The 19,825-nt window shown below is 62.0% G+C and carries 12 protein-coding genes and 2 pseudogenes; 5 read left to right on the top strand and 9 right to left on the bottom strand.

Annotated elements, in window-relative coordinates; translation table 11 throughout:
* Window positions 1–154 precede the first annotated feature (154 nt).
* Window positions 155–460 (top strand): annotated as a pseudogene (locus DQ405_RS06120) (L-carnitine dehydrogenase); the annotation flags it as partial.
* Window positions 461–549: 89 nt separating this feature from the next.
* Window positions 550–1,014: a thioesterase family protein gene (locus tag DQ405_RS06115; RefSeq protein WP_168423371.1), complete on the top strand. Its 465-nt coding sequence runs from the start codon at window positions 550–552 to the stop codon at window positions 1,012–1,014.
* 354 nt (window positions 1,015–1,368) lie between these two features.
* On the opposite strand, the gene fdhA is transcribed toward DQ405_RS06115, so the two are convergent.
* The 8 genes from fdhA to gbcB all read right to left on the bottom strand — a co-directional run bounded on the left by fdhA (window position 1,369) and on the right by gbcB (window position 12,180).
* Complete coding sequence (gene fdhA, locus DQ405_RS06110; protein WP_168423370.1) at window positions 1,369–2,568, bottom strand: formaldehyde dehydrogenase, glutathione-independent; 1,200 nt, start codon at window positions 2,566–2,568, stop codon at window positions 1,369–1,371.
* A gap of 220 nt (window positions 2,569–2,788) precedes the next feature.
* Window positions 2,789–3,646, bottom strand: a complete 858-nt coding sequence (locus DQ405_RS06105; RefSeq protein WP_168423369.1) for a formyltetrahydrofolate deformylase — start codon at window positions 3,644–3,646, stop codon at window positions 2,789–2,791.
* Between the two features lie 106 nt (window positions 3,647–3,752).
* Entirely contained in the window at window positions 3,753–4,382 is a 630-nt protein-coding gene (locus tag DQ405_RS06100; protein WP_168423368.1) for a sarcosine oxidase subunit gamma, read from the bottom strand.
* 103 nt (window positions 4,383–4,485) lie between these two features.
* On the bottom strand, window positions 4,486–7,518 hold the full coding sequence (locus DQ405_RS06095; RefSeq protein ID WP_168423367.1) for a sarcosine oxidase subunit alpha: 3,033 nt from the start codon (window positions 7,516–7,518) through the stop codon (window positions 4,486–4,488).
* On the bottom strand, window positions 7,515–7,841 hold the full coding sequence (locus DQ405_RS06090) for a sarcosine oxidase subunit delta (RefSeq protein WP_168423366.1): 327 nt from the start codon (window positions 7,839–7,841) through the stop codon (window positions 7,515–7,517). The genes DQ405_RS06095 and DQ405_RS06090 overlap by 4 nt, the downstream gene beginning before the upstream one ends.
* Window positions 7,842–7,896: 55 nt before the next feature.
* On the bottom strand, window positions 7,897–9,147 hold the full coding sequence (locus tag DQ405_RS06085) for a sarcosine oxidase subunit beta (protein WP_168423365.1): 1,251 nt from the start codon (window positions 9,145–9,147) through the stop codon (window positions 7,897–7,899).
* 121 nt (window positions 9,148–9,268) lie between these two features.
* The gene (gene glyA, locus DQ405_RS06080) at window positions 9,269–10,522 is read right to left on the bottom strand and encodes a serine hydroxymethyltransferase (protein WP_168423364.1); all 1,254 of its coding nucleotides are present in this window, start codon (window positions 10,520–10,522) and stop codon (window positions 9,269–9,271) included.
* A gap of 557 nt (window positions 10,523–11,079) precedes the next feature.
* Window positions 11,080–12,180: a glycine-betaine demethylase subunit GbcB gene (gene gbcB, locus DQ405_RS06075; RefSeq protein WP_168423363.1), complete on the bottom strand. Its 1,101-nt coding sequence runs from the start codon at window positions 12,178–12,180 to the stop codon at window positions 11,080–11,082.
* 394 nt (window positions 12,181–12,574) lie between these two features.
* Between gbcB and gbcA the strand changes: the two genes are divergently transcribed.
* Entirely contained in the window at window positions 12,575–13,864 is a 1,290-nt protein-coding gene (gene gbcA / locus DQ405_RS06070; RefSeq protein ID WP_168423362.1) for a glycine-betaine demethylase subunit GbcA, read from the top strand.
* Between the two features lie 256 nt (window positions 13,865–14,120).
* Window positions 14,121–14,642 carry a gluconokinase, GntK/IdnK-type gene (locus tag DQ405_RS06065; RefSeq protein ID WP_168423361.1) on the top strand — a complete coding sequence of 174 codons (522 nt, stop codon included), beginning with the start codon at window positions 14,121–14,123 and terminating at the stop codon, window positions 14,640–14,642.
* A 223-nt stretch (window positions 14,643–14,865) separates the two neighbouring features.
* Here DQ405_RS06065 and ettA read toward each other — a convergent pair whose 3' ends face one another.
* Window positions 14,866–16,533, bottom strand: coding sequence for an energy-dependent translational throttle protein EttA (ettA, locus tag DQ405_RS06060; RefSeq protein ID WP_168423360.1), 1,668 nt, complete (start codon window positions 16,531–16,533; stop codon window positions 14,866–14,868).
* Window positions 16,534–17,099: 566 nt separating this feature from the next.
* Here ettA and DQ405_RS06055 point away from each other — a divergent pair.
* Window positions 17,100–19,722 (top strand): annotated as a pseudogene (locus DQ405_RS06055) (sensor domain-containing protein); the annotation flags it as partial.
* Between the last annotated feature and the right edge of the window lie 103 nt (window positions 19,723–19,825).

Raw genomic sequence — 19,825 nt, 5'->3', positions numbered from 1 at the left:
GAATCTTTTGTCGACGCTTTGCGGCAGCTTATCCCTGGGGGGGATGTCGTCCCGATGCAAAAACGACTGGGGTATTGCTTAAAACGTCAGGTCCGGTTCTCCGGGTGCTATAGCGCCGATCGGCGGGCTCAACGAGCAATGGCCGGGCAATTCTGGTGCCGGCTTGCGCTGGTCGTTCATGGGTAGCCTCCTGACTTACACTCTGGCCGGTGGCGATGCGGGCATGCGCCACTTCATGACGCAGTTCGGTCCGGCCCTGGAGCTGCCTTGGAGCTACCTGAAAGCCCCTGAGCTAACCGAGTCGCTGATCGACAGCGTGGTCGAGGGCACTGGCGAGCAGCAGGGTCAACGCAGCATTGCCGAGCTCGAGCTCGAGCGCTTCCGCGACGACTGGCTGCTGGCCGTGCTCGGTGCTATCAGTACGACCAAGGCGCAACATGGTTTCGCTTTCTATGAATGAACGTGCCAGCTCAACGGTCGGGCACTCGCCAACTCGATAACTGGCGATGGTCTCGACCAGCCTGGCTCTGCCAAAGGACACACATCAGCATGCTCAACACCTATCGCACCCCCATCCTGCCCGAGTGGGTCGATTACAACGATCATCTACGTGACGCCTTCTACCTGCTGATCTTCAGCTACGCCACCGATGCACTGATGGAGCATATCGGCCTCGATCAGGCCGGGCGTGAGCGCAGCGGTCATACGCTGTACACCCTCGAGTGCCACCTGAACTATCTGGCCGAGGTCAAGCTCGGTGCCGAGGTCGAGGTGCGCACCCAGTTGGTGGCCCACGATCGCAAACGCCTGCATGTCTACCACGGCCTTTATCGGCCCGGCGATGAACAGCTGCTGGCGGCCAATGAGCAGATGTTGATGAACATCGATCGCCACGCTGGACGCTCGGCACCCTTCGATGACGCGGTGCTGGCCCAGGTGCAGGCGTTACAGGAGGCTCAGAATGGTCTGCCCAGGCCCATCCATGTCGGACGGGCCATAGGGCTGCCGGGTTGAGCCTGGCATTAGCCTGGAGCCGGAGGGCTTCTCTCGGACCGCTGACAAAAAAAGCCAAAGCCAAAGCTTCCCCAAGGGTGGGCCTCCTATAAATCAGAAACGCCCTGCCAAGCCTAAGCCGGGCCACTTGTCGTGGGAGGCGCGACCCGCGGCGAATGCTGACTTAGGCCTGTCGATGAACCATGGACGGGTCACAAGGCGGAGCGCACAAAGCAGCTTTTGAAAAAACGAAACCCGCCAGAGCGGCGGGTTCGTCTTCAACTCGAAGGGGAGTCGGAAAGCTCCAACATTGGCAATCCGGAGGCTAGGTGAATTTGCCAGCGCCACACGCAATGATGTAGCTCACATTCCCGTTCAGGCGGCGCTGAACATCCGGTGCGGGTCGATGACGAATTTCTTCGGCACGCCGGCATCGAACTCGCCGTAACCCTTGGGCGCATCGTCCAGGCTGATCACCTGTACGCCGACCACCTCGGCGATGTTGATGCGGTCCCACATGATGGCCTGCATCAGGGCGCGGTTGTATTTCATGACTGGGGTCTGGCCGGTGTGGAAGCTGTGAGACTTGGCCCAGCCCAGACCAAATCGAATGCTCAGGCTGCCCATTTTCGCGGCGGCATCGACGGCGCCTGGATCTTCGGTCACGTACAGGCCGGGAATACCGATCTTGCCTGCCACGCGCACCACGCCCATCAGCGAGTTGAGCACGGTAGCCGGGGCTTCGGCCTTGACGCCGTCGTGGCCGTGCCCGCGTGCTTCAAAGCCCACGCAGTCAACGGCGCAGTCCACTTCCGGCTCGCCCAGCAGGGCAGCGATCTGTTCGTGCAGGGGCGTGTCCTGGGACAGATCGGCGATCTCGAAGCCCTGGGCTTTGGCGTGGGCCAGGCGTACCGGGTTGACGTCGCCGACGATGACCACCGCCGCACCTAGCAGCCGCGCGGAAGCCGCCGCGGCGAGACCGACCGGACCGGCACCGGCAATGTACACCGAGCTACCTGGGCCCACGCCTGCGGTGACCGCGCCGTGATAGCCGGTGGGCAGGATGTCGGACAGGCAGGTCAGGTCGCGGATCTTCTCCATCGCCTTGTCGCGATTGGGCAACTTGAGCAGGTTGAAGTCGGCGTAGGGCACCAGCACGTACTCGGCCTGGCCACCAGTCCAGTCACCCATGTCGACATAGCCATAGGCGCCACCGGCGCGCGCCGGGTTGACCGTCAGACAGACGCCGGTGTGCTGTTCCTTGCAAGAGCGGCAGCGGCCACAGGCGACGTTGAAGGGCACCGAGACGAGATCCCCAAGCTGCAGGTTTTCGACGTCGCTGCCTTTCTCGATCACTTCACCCGTGATCTCGTGGCCGAGCACCAGGCCGGTCTGTGCAGTGGTGCGTCCGCGGACCATGTGCTGGTCGGAGCCGCAGATGTTGGTGGAAACGACGCGCAGGATTACACCGTGTTCGATCTTGCGTCCGCGTGGGTCCTGCATTTTCGGATAGTCGATGCTCTGCACTTCGACCTTGCCTGCGCCGAGGTAAACGACGCCACGATTATCAGCCATCTGCCTTTCTCCTTTGTTTTTGTGAATACAAGGCGCGGCGGAGGCCGCGCGGGCTTGTAGTGGAGCTGTCAGTTGCGGCCTGGCTGGCTTGCCGAACGCAGTGCCAAGCCGCTTTTATGGTTAGGGCGTATGCCGTGTTTCTGGAGCCAGCTTGCTGGCGATCCGCTGGTGGTTTGATTGCCAGCAGGCTGGTTCCTACAAATGCGAAGTGCTATCGGGGCTACAACACCACCGTTCGGTTGGCGTGAAGGAACACGCGTCGTTCGAGGAAATAGCCGACCGCCTTGGCCAGAGTCAGGCATTCGATGTCACGGCCCTTGGCGATCAGGTCCTCGGGGTAGTGGGTGTGGTCCACCGGCTCGACGCCCTGGGCAATGATCGGGCCCTCGTCGAGGTCGTTGTTGATGAAGTGAGCGGTGGCGCCGACCAGCTTGACGCCCTTCTGGTACGCCTGGTGGTAGGGTTTCGCGCCCTTGAACCCGGGCAGCAGGGAGTGGTGAATGTTGATGGCTCGGCCGTCCAGGGTGCGGCACAACTCGGGTGAGAGAACCTGCATGTAGCGCGCCAGGATCACCAGTTCCGCGCCGCTGTCCTCAATCACCTGTAGCACCTTGCGCTCTTGCGCCGGCTTGTCCTGAGGATCGAGCGGAAAATGGTAGTAGGGGATGGCATGCCAGCGCGCCAAGGGCTCGAGGTCCGGGTGATTGGAGACCACGGCGGCGATATCCATCGGCAACTGGCCGATGCGCTGACGATAGAGCAGGTCGTTCAGACAGTGATCGGACTTGGAGACCATGATCACTACCTTGGGCCGGTAGCCCGGTGGTGTCAGCTCGGTATGCATGTCGAACGGCGCGGCACGGTCGATCAACCCGGCCCGGAAACTTCCCTCGTCGAAGCCGGCGGGTGCGCGAAATTCGACCCGGATAAAGAAACGGCTCACCAGGCGATCATCGAAGCTGTGGTGCTCGGTGACGTAGCAGTTCTGCTCGAACAGATAGCGTGTCACCACGTCGACCGTGCCAAGCAGGCTCGGGCTGTGTGCTGTGAGGATCCAGGTATCGGGGGTTCGGCTCATGTTTATCTCCCAGTCTGGGCACGTAGGGTGGGGTGCGTGGCTGATGCTTCACCCATCCACCTTTGCTGTACGACGGTGGACGAACAAGGCGTCGTCCACCCTACGCTCACGCCTCGATTGCCAGCCCGTACTCGGCACTGGCGTCCTGCAGCCATAGCCAGATGTAGTCGGCAAAACTGCGCCGCACCACCAGTTCCCAGACGTCTTCGGCGGTGTGGCGGATCACCAGCTGGCTCTTAGCGAAGTGGGTGCCCACCGCTTTACCCACCGGGAAGTTGCTCGGATGCACGTCGTAGGAGGTCGACTTCATCAGCAGCTCGCGGACCTTTTCCCCACTGAGTTCGAGCAGGGTCTGCCCGCCGCTGACGTTGACCACCTGGATATGCTGCCCCGCCAAGGCGTCACGCAGTCGCCGTTCGGTGGTGAATTCCTCGCCCTGCGGGACGATCAGCAACCATTCATCCGGGCCCATCCACTGCAGGGAGGTTTCGCCCTCAGCCACCAGCGTCAGCGCGACGGGTAATTGCAGCCCGAGGGCCTCGTGTACACCCTTGGCGAAGGCCGGATCATCGGCGTCGCCGCGCAGGGTCAGGTGACCGCGCAGCTTCTTTTCACGCAGGCGTATGCCGGCGCCGCTGCGACCTTTGCCGACCAGCTCGGCGAGACCGGCGTGGTGCAGCGGCGATTGCCCCTCGAGATTGTCCGGGCGTTGTTTGTAAACGTTCACTGCGGTCATGGGCGCTCTCTCATTCTGTTTCGTCGGACACCGTAGGAGCCAGCTTGCTGGCGGTCACGGGTCGAGACCATTCGCCAGCAAGCTGCTCCTAAAGGGTCATGCCTTAAACGTTCTGCCGCTCGCCCTTCGGGTCGTAGAACACCGAGCTGACAATCTCAGCCTCTATCACACTGCCATCCACCAGAGGCGCGAATACCCGTTCGCCGATACGCTTGAGGCCACCCTTGACCACGGCCATGGCGAAGCTGTAACCCATCGCCGCACTCATGTAGCTGGAGGTGACGTGACCGACCATGCTCATCGGAACCGGCTGTTTCGGGTCGAACACCAACTGTGCGCCTTCCGGCAGAACCTTGGTCGAATCGACCGGCTTGAGGCCGACCAGTTGCTTGCGGTTCTCGCGCAGACAGTCCTCGCGGTTCATGCCGCGCCAGCCGATCCAGGAGAAGGGTTTGGTGCGCCCGACGCACCAGCCCATGTTCAGGTCGTCCGGGGTGACCGAGCCGTCTGTGTCCTGGCCAACGATGATGAAGCCCTTCTCTGCGCGCAGTACGTGCATGGTCTCGGTGCCGTAAGGCGTCAGGCCGTGCTTCTTGCCGGCTTCGATGATCTTTTCCCAGACGCCCAAGGCGTAGTCAGCCTGGACGTTGACTTCGTAGCTCAGCTCACCGGTGAACGAGATGCGGAACACCCGCGCCGGCACGCCACCGACCTGACCTTCCTTCCAGCTCATGAACGGGAAGGCCTCCTTGTCCAGATCGATGTCGGTGAGCTCGGCCAGTAGCTTGCGGCTGTTGGGGCCGGACAGGGTCATGGTCGCCCAGTGGTCGGTAACCGAGGTGAAGTACACCTTCAGCTCCGGCCACTCGGTCTGATGGTAGATCTCCAGCCATTCCATCACCCGTGCGGCGCCGCCGGTGGTGGTGGTCATCAGGAAGTGGTTGTCGGCCAGACAGGCTGTTACCCCGTCGTCGAAGACCATACCGTCTTCCTTGCACATCAGCCCGTAGCGCGCCTTGCCCACGTCCAGCTTGGTCCAGGCGTTGGTGTAGACGCGATTGAGGAATTCGCGCGCATCCGGACCCTGGATATCGATCTTGCCCAGGGTCGAGGCGTCGAGGATGCCCACCGCGTTGCGCACGGCCAGGCACTCGCGAGCCACGGCGGCGTGCAGGTCTTCGCCCTTCTTGGGGAAGTACCAGGGACGCTTCCACTGGCCGACGTCCTCGAACTCGGCGCCGTTCTGCAGGTGCCAGGCGTGCATGGCGGTGTAGCGCTTGGCCTCGAACAGCTCACCGCAGTGACGGCCGGCGAGGGCGCCGAAGGTCACCGGGGTGTAGTTCGGGCGGAACATTGTGGTGCCCATCTGCGCGATGCTGATGCCCATCGAATGGGCGGCGATGGCCAGACCGTTGATATTGCCCAGCTTGCCCTGATCGGTGCCGAAGCCCAGCGCGGTATAGCGCTTGACGTGCTCGACCGACTCGAAGCCTTCATGCGTGGCCAGCTTGATGCCGGCGGCAGTGACGTCGTTTTGCAGGTCGACGAACTGCTTGGGTGCACGCGCCGTGGGTTTGTCGTGGGGCACCTCGAACAGCGCGACGGTGGGTTCTTCGAGGCGTTGCTCAACCTTCGGCAGGGTGCCGGTGACCGCCTTGAAGCCAGTCTCGGCGGCGGCCATGGCGCCGGCCTCGAAGCCGTCGGCGAGGGCGTCGCCGAGGGCGAACACGCCATTCACCGCGCCGGCGCAGAGGCGCTTCTGGAAGCCTTCGCCGGGGACGAAGGCGAGAATGTCTTCACGCCAAGTTGGACGGCCACCGAGGTGCGAGGCCAGGTGGACCACCGGGCTGTAGCCGCCGGAGCTGACGATCAGGTCGCAGTCGATCACTTCGCCGGAGCTGGTGACTTTATGGCTGGCAAGATCGATGGCGCAGATGCGTGCACCGGTAACCCGCTTGCTGCCGCGCGCTTCGACCACCGCACTGCCTGAAAGAACGCGTACGCCACGCCGGCGCGCTTCCTCGACCCAGGCACCGCGTGGATTGCTGCGCGCATCGGCGACGGCGACCACCTGATGGCCGGCGTCGAGCCAGTCGAGCACCACCCGGTAGGCGTAATCATTGTTGGTCGACAACACCAGCTGGCGGCCCGGCACCACGCCGTAACGGCGCACATAAGTGGATACCGCATCGGCAAGCATGTTGCCCGGCACGTCGTTGTTCGAATAAACCAGTGGGCGCTCGTGGGCGCCGGTGGCCAGTACCACGCGCTTGGCGCGTACGCGATGCATGCGCTGGCGTACGAGTCTTTGACCGAGTGGCCCCATGGGTGCAACTTCACCCAAATGGTCAGTCAGGCGCTGATGGATGGTGAGGAAGTTATGGTCGTGGTAGCCGTTCACGGTAGCGCGCGGCAACAGGGTCACTTCCGGCATGTTCTCCAACTCGGCCATGACCTTGGTGGCCCAGTCGGCGGCGGGCTTGCCGTCGAGGGTCTCGCGGGTGGCGAGCAGGCTGCCGCCGAACTCTTCCTGTTCGTCGGCCAGAATTACCCGTGCGCCACTGCGTCCGGCAGCCAGGGCCGCGGCCAGACCGGCCGGGCCAGCGCCGACCACCAATACGTCGCAGTGCTGGTTCAGGTAGTCGTAGCTGTCCGGGTCGTTTTCCTTAGGCGCGCGGCCCAGGCCTGCGGCCTTACGAATGTACTTCTCGTACGTCAGCCACAGATTCTGCGGATACATGAAGGTCTTGTAGTAGAAGCCGGGCGGCATCATGCCACCGCCGACCTTGCCGAGAATGCCCATCAGGTCGGTGTTGACGCTCGGCCAGCCGTTCACGCTGTTGGCGGTCAGGCCGGCGTAAAGTGCTTGCTGGGTAGCGCGCACGTTGGGGATCTGTGTGGCTTCGCTGCCGCCGATCTGCAGCACGGCATTGGGTTCCTCGGCGCCGGCGGCGACTATGCCGCGTGGTCGCGAGTACTTGAAGCTGCGGCCGACCACATCGACACCGTTGGCCAGCAGCGCGGCGGCCAGGGTGTCACCGGCGAAGCCCTGATAGGTTTCGCCGTTGAAGCTGAAGGTCAGGGGCTGGCTGCGGTCGATACGACCGCCCTGGGAAAGACGATTGACCTGGCTCATGCCGTTACTCCTTGGTCGACAGCCTTCTTCGCAGCGAGCGGAGCCTCAGTCACGCTGGGCCGCTCGCCGATCTTGTAGGTTTCGAGGATTTCGTAGCTCACCGTATGACGGGTGACATTGAAGTACTGGCGGCAGCCCGCCGCGTGAATCCACAGTTCGTGGTGGATGCCGCGCGGGTTGTCGCGGAAGAACAGGTACTCGCCCCACTCCTCGTCGGTGCAGGCGTTCGGGTCGAGCGGGCGCGGGATGTGCGCCTGGCCGCCGGCGTGGAACTCTTCTTCGGAACGCAGTTCGCCGCAGTGAGGGCAGAAGATATGCAGCATGCTCGGTACCTCCAGAAAACCATCCTCCCTCTCCCGTCGGGAGAGGGGGCCAAAATCAGTGCGCGACCCCGGCCGCCCCGTGTTCGTCGATCAAGGCGCCGTTGTGGAAGCGCTCAATCGAGAACGCCTTGGCCAGCGGGTGCATCTCGCCCTTGGCCAGGCTGGCGGCGAACACATGACCCGAACCCGGGGTAGCCTTGAAGCCGCCGGTACCCCAGCCGCAGTTGAAGAACAGGTTCTTCACCGGGGTCTTGGCGATGATCGGGCAGGCGTCCGGGGTGGTGTCGACGATGCCGCCCCACTGGCGGTTCATGCGCACCCGCGAGAGCACCGGGAACATCTCGACGATGGCCTGCAGGGTGTGTTCGATGGTGGGGTAGGAGCCGCGCTGGCCGTAGCCGTTGTAGCTGTCGATGCCGGCGCCGATGACCAGGTCGCCCTTGTCCGACTGGCTGATGTAGCCATGCACCGCGTTGGACATGATCACGGTGTCGATGATTGGCTTGATCGGCTCGGATACCAGGGCCTGCAGCGGGTGGGACTCGAGGGGCAGGCGGAAGCCGGCGAGCTTGGCCATATGCCCGGAATTACCGGCCGTGACCACGCCAACACGCTTGCCGCCGATAAAGCCTTTATTGGTCTCCACGCCGATGCAAACGCCGTTTTCCTTGCGGAAGCCGGTCACTTCGGTTTGCTGGATCAGGTCGACGCCCATGGCATCGGCGGCGCGGGCATAGCCCCAGGCCACTGCGTCGTGACGGGCGACGCCGCCGCGGCGCTGTAGCGAGGCGCCGAGAATCGGGTAGCGGGTGTTCTTCGAGCAGTCCAGGTAGGGGATCATCTCCGCCACCTGCTTGGCGTCGACCACTTCACCGTCGACACCGTTGAGGCGGTTGGCGCTGACCCGACGCTCGATGTCGCGCATGTCTTGCAGGGTGTGGCCCAGGTTGAACACGCCGCGCTGGGAGAACATGACGTTGTAGTTGATGTCCTGGGACAGGCCTTCCCACAGTTTCATTGCATGCTCGTAGAGCTGCGCCGATTCGTCCCACAGATAGTTGGAACGCACGATGGTGGTGTTGCGCGCGGTGTTCCCGCCACCCAGCCAGCCCTTCTCGATCACCGCGACGTTCTTCACGCCGAACTCTTTCGCCAGGTAATAAGCAGTGGCCAAGCCATGGCCGCCAGCGCCGACGATGACCACGTCATACACCGGTTTGGGCGTGGGATTGCGCCACATGCGCTGCCAGTTTTCATGATGGCTGAAGGAGTGCTTGAGCAGGCCGAAGCCGGAATAACGTTGCATATAAATGCTCCTGAAAAACGACCGCCTCGAAGCGGTGACGCAATGCGACTCGCAAAGTGGATCGCCGGTTATCGATCCACCGGTTTGCGGTGGAAGGAAACAGCGCCTTCCACCCTACGAATCAGCGGTACACCGGATAATCAGCGCACAATCCAGCGGCCTGTCGGGCCACCTGGGCCTCCACGTCGTCATCGCCCAGGTGGTCGAGGATGTCGCAGATCCAACCAGCGAGCTCGATGCTCTGGGCTTCCTTGAAACCACGCGTGGTAATGGCCGGCGTGCCGATGCGCAGCCCGGAGGTGACGAAGGGCGACTGCGGATCGTTGGGTACGGCGTTCTTGTTGACGGTGATACCGGCGCGCCCGAGAGCGGCGTCGGCATCCTTGCCGGTGATGCCCTGCTTGATCAGGCTGACCAGGAACAGGTGGTTGTCGGTGCCGCCGGAGACCACATCGAAGCCGCGCTCGATAAACACCTTGGCCATGGCCTGGGCGTTGTTGATCACCTGCTGCTGGTACTCCTTGAAACCAGGCTCCAGTGCCTCCTTGAAGCACACCGCCTTGCCGGCGATCACATGCATCAACGGGCCGCCCTGGGCACCGGGGAACACCGCGGCGTTGAGCTTCTTCTCGATCTCGGGATTGGCCTTGGCCAGGATCAGGCCGCCACGCGGGCCGCGCAGGGTCTTGTGGGTGGTGGTGGTGACCACATCGGCAAAGGGAATCGGGTTGGGATACAGGCCTGCAGCCACCAGCCCCGCAACATGGGCCATGTCGACGAAGAGCAGTGCACCGACCTTGTCGGCGATGGCGCGGAAACGCGGGAAGTCCAGGGTCTTCGAGTAGGCGGAGAAGCCGGCGACAATCATCTTCGGCTTGCTTTCGACGGCTAGGCGCTCGACCTCGTCGTAATCGATCAGGCCGGTGTCGGTGTCGATCCCGTACTGAACGGCGTTATAGAGCTTGCCGGAGCTGCTGACCTTGGCGCCGTGGGTCAGGTGGCCGCCGTGGGCCAGGCTCATGCCGAGGATGGTGTCGCCGGCGTTGAGCAGGGCAAGGTAGACGGCGCTGTTGGCCGACGAACCAGAATGCGGCTGGACGTTGGCGTAGTCGGCACCGAACAGCTGCTTGGCACGGTCAATCGCCAGTTGCTCGACCTTGTCGACGTGCTCACAGCCACCGTAGTAGCGCTTGCCCGGATAGCCTTCGGCGTACTTGTTGGTCAGCCCGCTGCCCTGGGCCTGCATCACGCGCTTGCTGGTGTAGTTCTCCGAGGCGATCAGTTCGATGTGGTGCTCCTGACGAGCCTCCTCGGCATTCATCGCAGCCAGGAGTTCATCGTCGTAGCCTTGGATTTGGTCTTGCTTGCTGAACATCTCGATCTCCTAAAGGCGCGGATGCGCCACTCGCCTCGGTGAAGGCTTTGGTCTGTCTGTCTGGATGCGATGGTATGGCCGGGCCTTGCCGGGAAGATGCCTGCCTGCGCCTCGTGAGAGTTCGTTTGCGACATGCTTCGTCGTTATCGGAATCGGCGTGCGGGCGGCCTCACTCAGCGCCGTCAGCGCGCGCCAGCAGGTAGGCGTTCTCCCTTCGCGTGAGTCGCATGATTTGGTGTTGGGAACGGCCTCAGCCGGGAGTTGGTCGTGACGCCGCTTCGTGACTGAAGCCACTCCACGGGTCCCAATTGGCATGGCTTTCGCCAGGGCGAGCGCTTGCGAAGCAGGCTTTCAATCAGCGATTGAGAACAGGCCTGTCCTCCAATGAATCCGCATACACCGAACGTAGGTGAGGCTTCACGTCTCAGTTACGAATGGCGCCGCAAGGGCGTTTGCGGCTGAGGCTCATGTGCTGGCGGGTCGAGCGGCTGCCAAAAGGCGGATCGGAAGCGTGCCCGGCTGGCTAGGGCAGCCGGGTGTGCGGGGGATTGAACGATTCAGTAATCGATGACCACGTCGCCCTTGGGTACGCTGCAGCACGACAGGATGTAGCCTTCTGCGACGTCTTCGTCGGTGATGCCGCCGTTGTGCTCCATGGACACTTCGCCGGCGGTCTTCATTACCTTGCAAGTGCCGCAGATGCCCATGCCGCAAGCTTTGGGAATATGCAGGCCGAGCTGCGCGGCAGCCGAGTGGACGGTGTCTCCTGGGCCGACACGGATGCTCTTGCCGGTCGCGGTGAACTCCACCTGATTAAGGTCTGCGAGCGGCACATCGGGTGCGCCGGCGGCCAGCTCGGCCAGCTCTTTGACGTCTTCGCGCACGTCTGCCGGGGTCGCACCGAAGGACTCCTCGTGATAACGCTGCATGTCGAAGCCATTGGCGCTCAGCAGTCGCTTGACAGCATTCATATACGGAGTCGGTCCGCAGCAGAAGATCTCCCGGTCAGCGAAATCCGGCGCGATCAGCTCCAGCATGCGCTGGTCAAGGTAGCCGCGGTAACCGGCCCAAGCCTCGCCCATGCCATGGCGCTCACAGATGATGTGCAGGCTGAAGTTGTTGACCCGCGAGGCCATGTGTTCCAGCTCGCGGTGGAAGATGATGTCCTTGGGCGAGCGCGCGCTGTGTACGAAGGTCATATCGACATTGGCGTTTGTATCGAAAAACCAGCGCGCCATCGACATTACCGGGGTGATGCCGACGCCACCGGAAAGAAACAGGACCTTATCCGTGGGGAAATCGATGGCGTTGAACAGCCCGACCGGACCGTGTACCGGCAACTGGTCGCCTTCGGTGAGGTTGTCGTGTAGCCAGTTGGAGACCTTGCCGCCGGGGATGCGCTTGATCGTCACCGAAAAGCTGTAGGGCACCGAGGGCGAGCTGGCGATGGTGTATGAGCGCATCACCTGTTGGCCGTCGATTTCGAGTTCCAGGGTGACGAACTGTCCCGGCTTGAAGAAGTACATGATCGGCTGATCGGACATGAAGCAGAAGGTGCGCACGTCCCAGGTTTCCTGGATCACCTTCACGCAGCGCACCAGATGGCGGCCGTTGGTCCATGTCTGGGTATTGACCGGATTGAGGAAATTGCTGGACATGCTCACCTCGATTGCGCTGGCTACTACGGCCCTTCCAGGCCCGTCTGCAGGGCTGCAACTGAATTGATGTGCGGCCCTTCTGGCGCAGAATTGTGCGCAACGCTCTCGGTGCCCACTTACCTATCCGCGACATCGGCATGCTTATCGCGACCAGTCCTGTTACACGGGCGTTCCGGCGTCGGTAACGGATGTGCGGCTGTCGCCCATAGATAAGGTTTTCCATTTGCACCGGGACACACTCGGTCGCAGCCGAACAAGGGAGGAGATCTCGTAGGAGTCGCTTTTCCTCCCGGTGACTGGAGGTCGTCCGGCACCCCTTGCGTAGCACCCGTATAGCCATTTTGTCGCCAGCCATAGATGCCCGTCAGGGCGCGGCCGGCTTGAGGAGTAACCGATGGATGCCACTTTCACCCTGAGCCTGGGCGATCCGCTCGAAGCCGCGCGCACGGCGACGGCCGAGATGCTGCAGACCCGCGAGCCTACGTTTTCCCTTCCGCAGCCCTTCTACAGTGATGAGCGCCTGTTCCAGCTGGATATGCAGGAGATCTTCCATAAGGAGTGGCTGATTGCAGGCATGACCTGCGAGATCCCCGCCAAGGGCAATTTCCTGACGCTACAGATCGGCGATAACCCGATTCTGGTCATCCGTGGTTCCGAAGGCGTGGTGCATGCCTTTCATAACGTTTGCCGCCATCGCGGCTCGCGGTTGTGCACCAGCGACAAGGGCAAGGTCGCCAAGCTGGTTTGCCCCTATCACCAGTGGACCTACGAACTGGACGGTCGCTTGTTGTTCGCTGGCACCGAGATGGGTGCCGACTTCGACATGAACCAATACGGCTTGAAGCCCGTGCAGTGCAAGACGGCGGGCGGCTACATCTTCATTTCCCTTGCCGAGAACCCGCCAGCCATCGACGATTTCCTCGCGACCCTGACGCACTACATGGAACCGTACGACATGGAGAACACCAAGGTGGCGGTGCAGAGCACCCTGGTGGAGAAGGCCAACTGGAAGCTGGTGCTGGAAAACAATCGCGAGTGTTACCACTGCAACGGCGCGCACCCGGAGCTGCTCAAGTCGTTGCTGGAATGGGACGACGTTACCGATCCACGCGCCAGTCAGGAATTCAAGGACCATGTTGCCGCATCGGCCGCCGCCTGGGATGCCGAGCAGATTCCCTACGCTCACGCCAGCTTCGGACTGCGCAACCGTATCGTGCGCATGCCGCTGCTCAAAGGCACCGTATCGATGACCATGGACGGTCAGCTGGGCTCGAAAAAGCTGATGGGGCGGATCAAGAACCCCGAGCTCGGCTCGATGCGTATCCTGCATCTGCCGCATTCCTGGAACCACTGCATGGGCGATCACATCATCGTCTTCACAGTGTGGCCGGTAAGCGCTCAGGAAACCCGGGTCACCACCAAATGGTTGGTGCACAAGGACGCGGTGGAGGGCGTCGACTACTCGGTGGAAAACCTGCGCAAGGTTTGGGACGCCACCAACGACCAGGACCGCCGCCTCGCCGAAGAGAACCAGCGTGGAATCAATTCCACCGCCTATCAGCCCGGGCCGTATTCGAAGACCTACGAGTTCGGCGTGGTCAATTTCATCGATTGGTATAGCGAGCGCATGCTACACAACCTCGGCGCCGCGCCAGCGCCCTATCTCAGACAGATCAGCCAATGATCCGATGAGGCATTCGGCGCACCCGCATCAGACGTGGGTGCGTCGCCTCTTGCTGAACCGCATGAGAGCGTCATCGAGTGCCTGTCGATGCCGCTCGGATCCAGCGCCGCGACACGTTGTGAAACCTCGGACGAGGAACTTCGATACATCCACATGACCGAAGTGGGAAGTGCGGGTCATCCGCGCCAGATGGTCGCGCGGGTGTTCGAACGCGCGTCATCCCCCGACCCCGAATGGCTGCAACGAAGAGGTGCAAGTGATCGTCGTCATCATGGGCGTGTCCGGAAGTGGCAAAACGACAATTGGCGAGCTGCTGGCCAGCCGCATGGGGTGCGGGTTTTCGGATGCCGATGAGTATCACGGACCCGCCAACAAGGCGAAGATGGCTGCCGGGGTCGCGCTCGACGATGCAGATCGTGAGCCCTGGCTTCAGGCGATGCATGAAGCAATTGTCGAACAGGCGCGTCAGGGCGGGAATCATGTGTTCGCCTGCTCGGCGCTCAAGCGGCGATATCGCGAATTGCTGCGTGGTGGCATCCGGAACGTGAGGCTGGTCTTTCTGCATGGCCCCCGTGAGGTGTTGGCCGAGCGCGTTGGCAACCGTCGTGGACATTTCTTCGCGTCTTCGCTGCTGGGCGATCAACTGGCCAACCTCGAGCCGCCAACGGAGGATGAGGCGCTGATCGTTGATATTCGCAACACGCCGGACGAGATCGTCGAGCAGATCGTTCAGGCCCTGGCACCGGGAAGAGACTCAGCAGGACCCGAGCAGCGCTAGCCGCATTCCTGGATGGTCACCCTTGTTAGTAAAGAAAACTGCCCGTGTCGCCGGTTTAGCACAGGCGTTACGCTTTATGTCCGATTGCCGGGACGCGCCTCCAGGCTGAACGATCAACAAGCGTACCAGCCGACGAAACGAACGCCCTTGAAAACGAAACCCCGCCTTATGGGCGGGGTTCGTCGGTGACCTGACGGCGCTTGCGGTGCCGTTTTCGGCTCCGTTACTGAGCTAACTTCTTGTACTTGACCCGGTGCGGCTGGGCTGCAGCATCCCCCAGGCGCTTCTTGCGATCGGCTTCGTACTCGGTGTAGTTGCCTTCGAAGAACACGATATCGCCGTTGTCCTCGTAAGAGAGGATGTGTGTGGCGACGCGGTCGAGGAACCAGCGGTCGTGGGAGATCACGATGGCGGCTCCGGGGAAGTCCAGCAGCGCTTCTTCCAATGAGCGCAGGGTTTCCACATCGAGGTCGTTGGAGGGTTCGTCGAGCAGCAATACGTTGGCGCCTTCCTTGAGCGTCAGCGCCAGATGCAGGCGGCCGCGTTCACCGCCGGAAAGGTCCTTGACGAACTTCTGCTGGTCGCCGCCCTTGAAGTTGAAGCGCCCCACGTAGGTGCGCGACGGGACCTCGTAATTGCCGATGCGGATCATGTCCGAGCCGTCGGACACCGCTTCCCACACGGTCTTGCTGCCGTCCAGGTCTTCGCGGCTCTGGTCGACGCAGGCGACCTGCACGGTATCGCCGATCTCGATGCTCCCCGAATCCGGCTGCTCTTTGCCCATGATCATGCGGAACAGGGTCGACTTGCCCGCGCCGTTGCCGCCAATCACGCCGACGATGGCGCCCTTGGGCATGCTGAACGAGAGGTTGTCGATCAGGACGCGGTCGCCATAACCCTTGGTGACGTTATTGAAGTCGATGACCTTGTCACCCAGCCGCGGGCCGGCCGGAATGTAGATCTCGTTGGTTTCGCTGCGCTTCTGGAATTCCTGCGACTGCAGTTCCTCGAAGCGTTGCAGGCGGGCCTTGGACTTGGCCTGACGGGCCTTGGCGCCCTTGCGCACCCACTCCAGCTCTTCCTTCATGGCCTTTTCATGGGCCGATTGCTGCTTGGATTCCTGCGCCAGACGGTTGGATTTGGCTTCCAGCCAGCCGGAATAGTTGCCCTCGTAGGGAATGCCCGCGCCGCGGTCGAGTTCCAGAATCCAGCCGGCGACGTTGTCGAGGAAGTAGCGATCGTGGGTGATCGCCACCACGGTGCCGGGGAAGTCGTGAAGGAAGTGCTCCAGCCAGGCCACCGAGTCGGCGTCCAGGTGGTTGGTCGGTTCGTCCAGCAGCAGCATGTCCGGTGCCGACAAGAGTAGACGGCACAGCGCAACGCGGCGCTTCTCGCCACCGGACAGGTGCCCCACCTTCGCATCCCATGGCGGCAGGCGCAGGGCGTCGGCGGCGACTTCCAGTTGACGCTCGAGGTTGTGGCCATCGCTGGCCTGGAGGATAGCTTCGAGCTTGGCCTGTTCGGCGGCCAGCTTGTCGAAGTCGGCATCCGGCTCGGCATACGCGGCGTAGACCTCATCCAGGCGCGCCTGGGCGTCCTTGATGCTGCTGACGGCTTCTTCGACGACTTCGCGAACGGTCTTGCTCGCATCAAGCTCCGGTTCCTGCGGCAGGTAGCCGACATTCAGGTCGGGCATCGCCCGGGCTTCGCCGTCGAACTCCTTGTCGACGCCGGCCATGATCCGCAACAGCGTGGATTTGCCCGCGCCGTTGAGGCCTAGCACTCCGATTTTGGCGCCGGGAAAGAATGACAGGGAAATGTTCTTGAGAATCTCACGCTTCGGCGGAACGACTTTGCTCAGCCGGTGCATGGTATAGACGTATTGAGCCATGGAGACGAATGCCCGCGACAAAGAAAAAGGAAAGGACGAAACCCGTCGCGTTGGACGGGTCAAAACAATTGGGCAAAGCTACCGGAATGAAACAGGCAGGGCAAACCAGGGGAATGGTTTTGGTGTGATGGCATTTTGCCTTACGACGAGGCATTCTTTGCGCTACCACGCGTCAGCTACAAGGCTATCGCTCAGTACTAGGGTCCGATCCGTTTTGGCCGACACCGATCCGCACCAGCTATGCACGCATCGCCCGGGCGATCGCCAGGTTTGGCCACTCCCTCACCAAGGCAGTTGCTCGGTTTCTGCTGCCGCGACGTTTGGAGCCGCATTGGCAGGCATGGCGCTATTCGGCTACGGCGCTGGATGCCGTTGAGGAGCGTATCCTCATTACTGGTTTTTCCGGTCGGCTCCAGTACATAAACAGTTCTGCCGCGGCGATGTTCGACTTGAGCCAGCGCGATTTGTCTCGGTATTCCCTGCAACGATTATTGCCATCGCTGGGGCGGCAAGCGTTCGACGCCAGTAACGCCGAGGCCGATATCGTCCTTGACCCGGTGAGTCTGCTGCAGGATGGCGAGCGACACCTCTATGCTGTGACCCGCCGAGCGTTGCGTCTGAAAAATGAGGTGCAGCCCTCGGGCTTCGTCTGGGTCATGCGTGACATCACACGCGAACACCTGACGCAGACTGCGCTGGAAGAGCGCGAGCGCTTCTGGTCCGAGGTGCTGAGAGCGGTGCCCGACACGCTGTACGTTCAGGATATCCAGAGCGGCAGTCTGGTTTTCAGCAACAGCAATCTCGCCTCCCGGCTGGGCTACAGCGAAGAGGAGCGCGGGGAGGACGGCAACGCTTTCTGGGCACGCATCAGCCACCCCGACGAGCAGGAATATATCTGGCGCCTGCTGTCACTGCGCAAATCGATGCGCGAGGGGGTGGGCCAGGAGTCGCTGCTGCGCTGGCGCCACCGGGATGGCAGTTGGCGTTGGTTCAGCATTCGCGAGCAGGTGCTGTCGCGCGACGATCATGGGCGAGTATGGCGGCTGATCGGCGTGGCCCGTGACGTCACTGCGAATATCGAACACAGCCACTCGCTGCGTGAAAGTGAGCGGCGCTATCGAATGCTGGCCGCAGTCTGCAGGATGTCATCTTCACCACGGACAGCTCGGTTCACATCGACTATGTCAGCCCGTCAGTGCAGACCGTGTTCGGTTACAGTCCGGAGTGGACGATGCGCCACGGACTCGATCGGGTCGTGACGAAACCACGCCAGGCCGCGCGCTTCTACGATTTGATGCGCAGGGTACGCAAGGCCTCGTTCAATCTGGCAGCGCTCACGGAACTTGGACAGCGCCTGCAAGGCGAGACGCTGTACTTTGACTGCGTTGCTGCGGACGGTCGGCCAGTGGCAATCGAGTTGCGCATCACGCTGATCTGGAACGAGAACAACCGTTTCGGAGGCGCCTTGTGCATCGGTCGCGACATTAGCAACCAGCGCCAGGCGGAAAAAGAGCTGCGCCGCGCGGCGACGGTGTTCGACCATTCCACGGCTGCCATCGTGGTCACCGATCCGGACGGCAACATCGTCCAGGTCAACGATGCGTTCGAGCGCATCACCGGGTACGCGAGCGCCGAGATAGTGGGCGAACAGCCGACCACGCTCAGTGCGGATCGCCAGCAAGCCAACCAGATGTCGTTCGTGCGAAACCAGATCCTCGAGGTTGGCAAATGGGAAGGTGAACTCTGGCTCAAGCGCAAAGATGGAGAAGCTTTCCCGTGCTGGATTGGTATTACCGCAGTGCGCGACGCCGACGGTGACCTGGTCAGCTACGTCTGCTTCTTCAGTGATATGAGCGAGCGCAAAGCCAGCGAGAAACGCATTCATCGGCTGGCCTACTACGACAGCCTGACCCAGCTACCGAACCGGACGCTGTTTCAGGACCGTCTGCACAACAGTCTGCAGCTGGCCGCACGACGCGGAAGCTGGGTAGTGCTGATGTTTCTCGATCTGGATCGCTTCAAGCCGATCAACGATTCGCTCGGCCATGCGGCAGGTGATCGAATGCTCAAAGATGTCGCCATGCGGCTGGCCTCATGCGTCGATGAGGACGATACGGTGGCGCGCATGGGCGGTGATGAGTTCACCTTTCTCTTGCACCCCAGCGGTGACCGCGACGAGGCCCTGACCCGCGCAATTCACGTCGCTGAACGCATCCTAGCGAGCCTGAGCGAGCCATTCGTGTTGTCAGGTCGTGAGTTCTTCGTCACCGCCAGCATTGGTATCGCCCTCAGCCCTCAGGACGGGGATGACCTCAGCCAGCTGATGAAAAACGCAGATACGGCGATGTATCACGCCAAGGAGCGCGGCAAGAACAATTTCCAGTTCTACCAGGCTGAAATGAACGCCAGTGCACTGGAGCGCCTGGAGCTGGAAAACGACCTGCGCCATGCTCTCGAGCAGCAGCAGTTCGTGCTGCATTACCAGCCGCAGTTTCTCGCCGATGGTCGAACATTGACGGGTGTCGAAGCGCTGCTGCGTTGGCAGCATCCGAGTCGTGGCCTGGTTCCGCCGGGCGATTTCATCCCAGCATTGGAAGAGCTGGGGCTGGTGGTCGAAGTCGGTGACTGGGCGCTAGGCGAGGCCTGCCGACAAATGGCTCATTGGCAGGCGCAAGGGCCGTTTGTGCCGAAAGTCTCGGTGAATCTCTCCGCCCGGCAATTCGCCGCTGGCCGGCTCGGTCAGCGCATTGCGGCTATCTTGCAGACCAGCGGCATCGCGCCCGGTTGTCTCGAGTTGGAGCTGACCGAAAGCATCCTGATGCAGGATGTCGGCGAGGCGATGCGTATTCTCGAGTCGCTGAAGCGGCTCGACCTTCGATCGCCATTGACGACTTCGGCACAGGCTACTCTTCGCTGAACTACCTCAAGCAGTTCCCCATTGATGTGCTGAAGATCGATCGCAGCTTTGTCGATGGTTTGCCTGCGGGCGAACGGGACGCGCAGATCGCCCAGGCGATCATCGCCATGGCGCACAGCCTCCGGCTGTCAGTGATTGCCGAGGGCGTGGAAACCCAGGCGCAGCTGGATTTTCTTCAGGCGCATGGCTGCGATGAGGTGCAGGGGTTCTATCTCGGCCGCCCGGTGCCGGCGGATCAATTGGAAGAGGCAGTGTCGAACCGCCTGCGCTAAGGCGCAGGCTAGGCAGAACCGTCGCTATCTTAGGTGACAAGCCTCGCGCCGATTCGCTTGCAGCTTGCGTTCATGTTGCACATGACCACGTCTCATACCCGCA

The sequence above is a fragment of the Pseudomonas sp. SST3 genome (assembly GCF_003325755.1).
Note: the sequence above shows the minus strand (reverse complement) of the source record. Positions and strands in the feature narration are given on the sequence as shown.

Excerpts from the sequence above, each read along its gene's own strand:
- DQ405_RS06115 (WP_168423371.1), top strand. The coding sequence starts at position 550 with ATGCTCAACACCTATCGCACCCCCATCCTGCCCGAGTGGGTCGATTAC.
- fdhA (WP_168423370.1), bottom strand. The coding sequence starts at position 2,568 with ATGGCTGATAATCGTGGCGTCGTTTACCTCGGCGCAGGCAAGGTCGAA.
- DQ405_RS06105 (WP_168423369.1), bottom strand. The coding sequence starts at position 3,646 with ATGAGCCGAACCCCCGATACCTGGATCCTCACAGCACACAGCCCGAGC.
- DQ405_RS06100 (WP_168423368.1), bottom strand. The coding sequence starts at position 4,382 with ATGACCGCAGTGAACGTTTACAAACAACGCCCGGACAATCTCGAGGGG.
- DQ405_RS06095 (WP_168423367.1), bottom strand. The coding sequence starts at position 7,518 with ATGAGCCAGGTCAATCGTCTTTCCCAGGGCGGTCGTATCGACCGCAGC.
- DQ405_RS06090 (WP_168423366.1), bottom strand. The coding sequence starts at position 7,841 with ATGCTGCATATCTTCTGCCCTCACTGCGGCGAACTGCGTTCCGAAGAA.
- DQ405_RS06085 (WP_168423365.1), bottom strand. The coding sequence starts at position 9,147 with ATGCAACGTTATTCCGGCTTCGGCCTGCTCAAGCACTCCTTCAGCCAT.
- glyA (WP_168423364.1), bottom strand. The coding sequence starts at position 10,522 with ATGTTCAGCAAGCAAGACCAAATCCAAGGCTACGACGATGAACTCCTG.
- gbcB (WP_168423363.1), bottom strand. The coding sequence starts at position 12,180 with ATGTCCAGCAATTTCCTCAATCCGGTCAATACCCAGACATGGACCAAC.
- gbcA (WP_168423362.1), top strand. The coding sequence starts at position 12,575 with ATGGATGCCACTTTCACCCTGAGCCTGGGCGATCCGCTCGAAGCCGCG.
- ettA (WP_168423360.1), bottom strand. The coding sequence starts at position 16,533 with ATGGCTCAATACGTCTATACCATGCACCGGCTGAGCAAAGTCGTTCCG.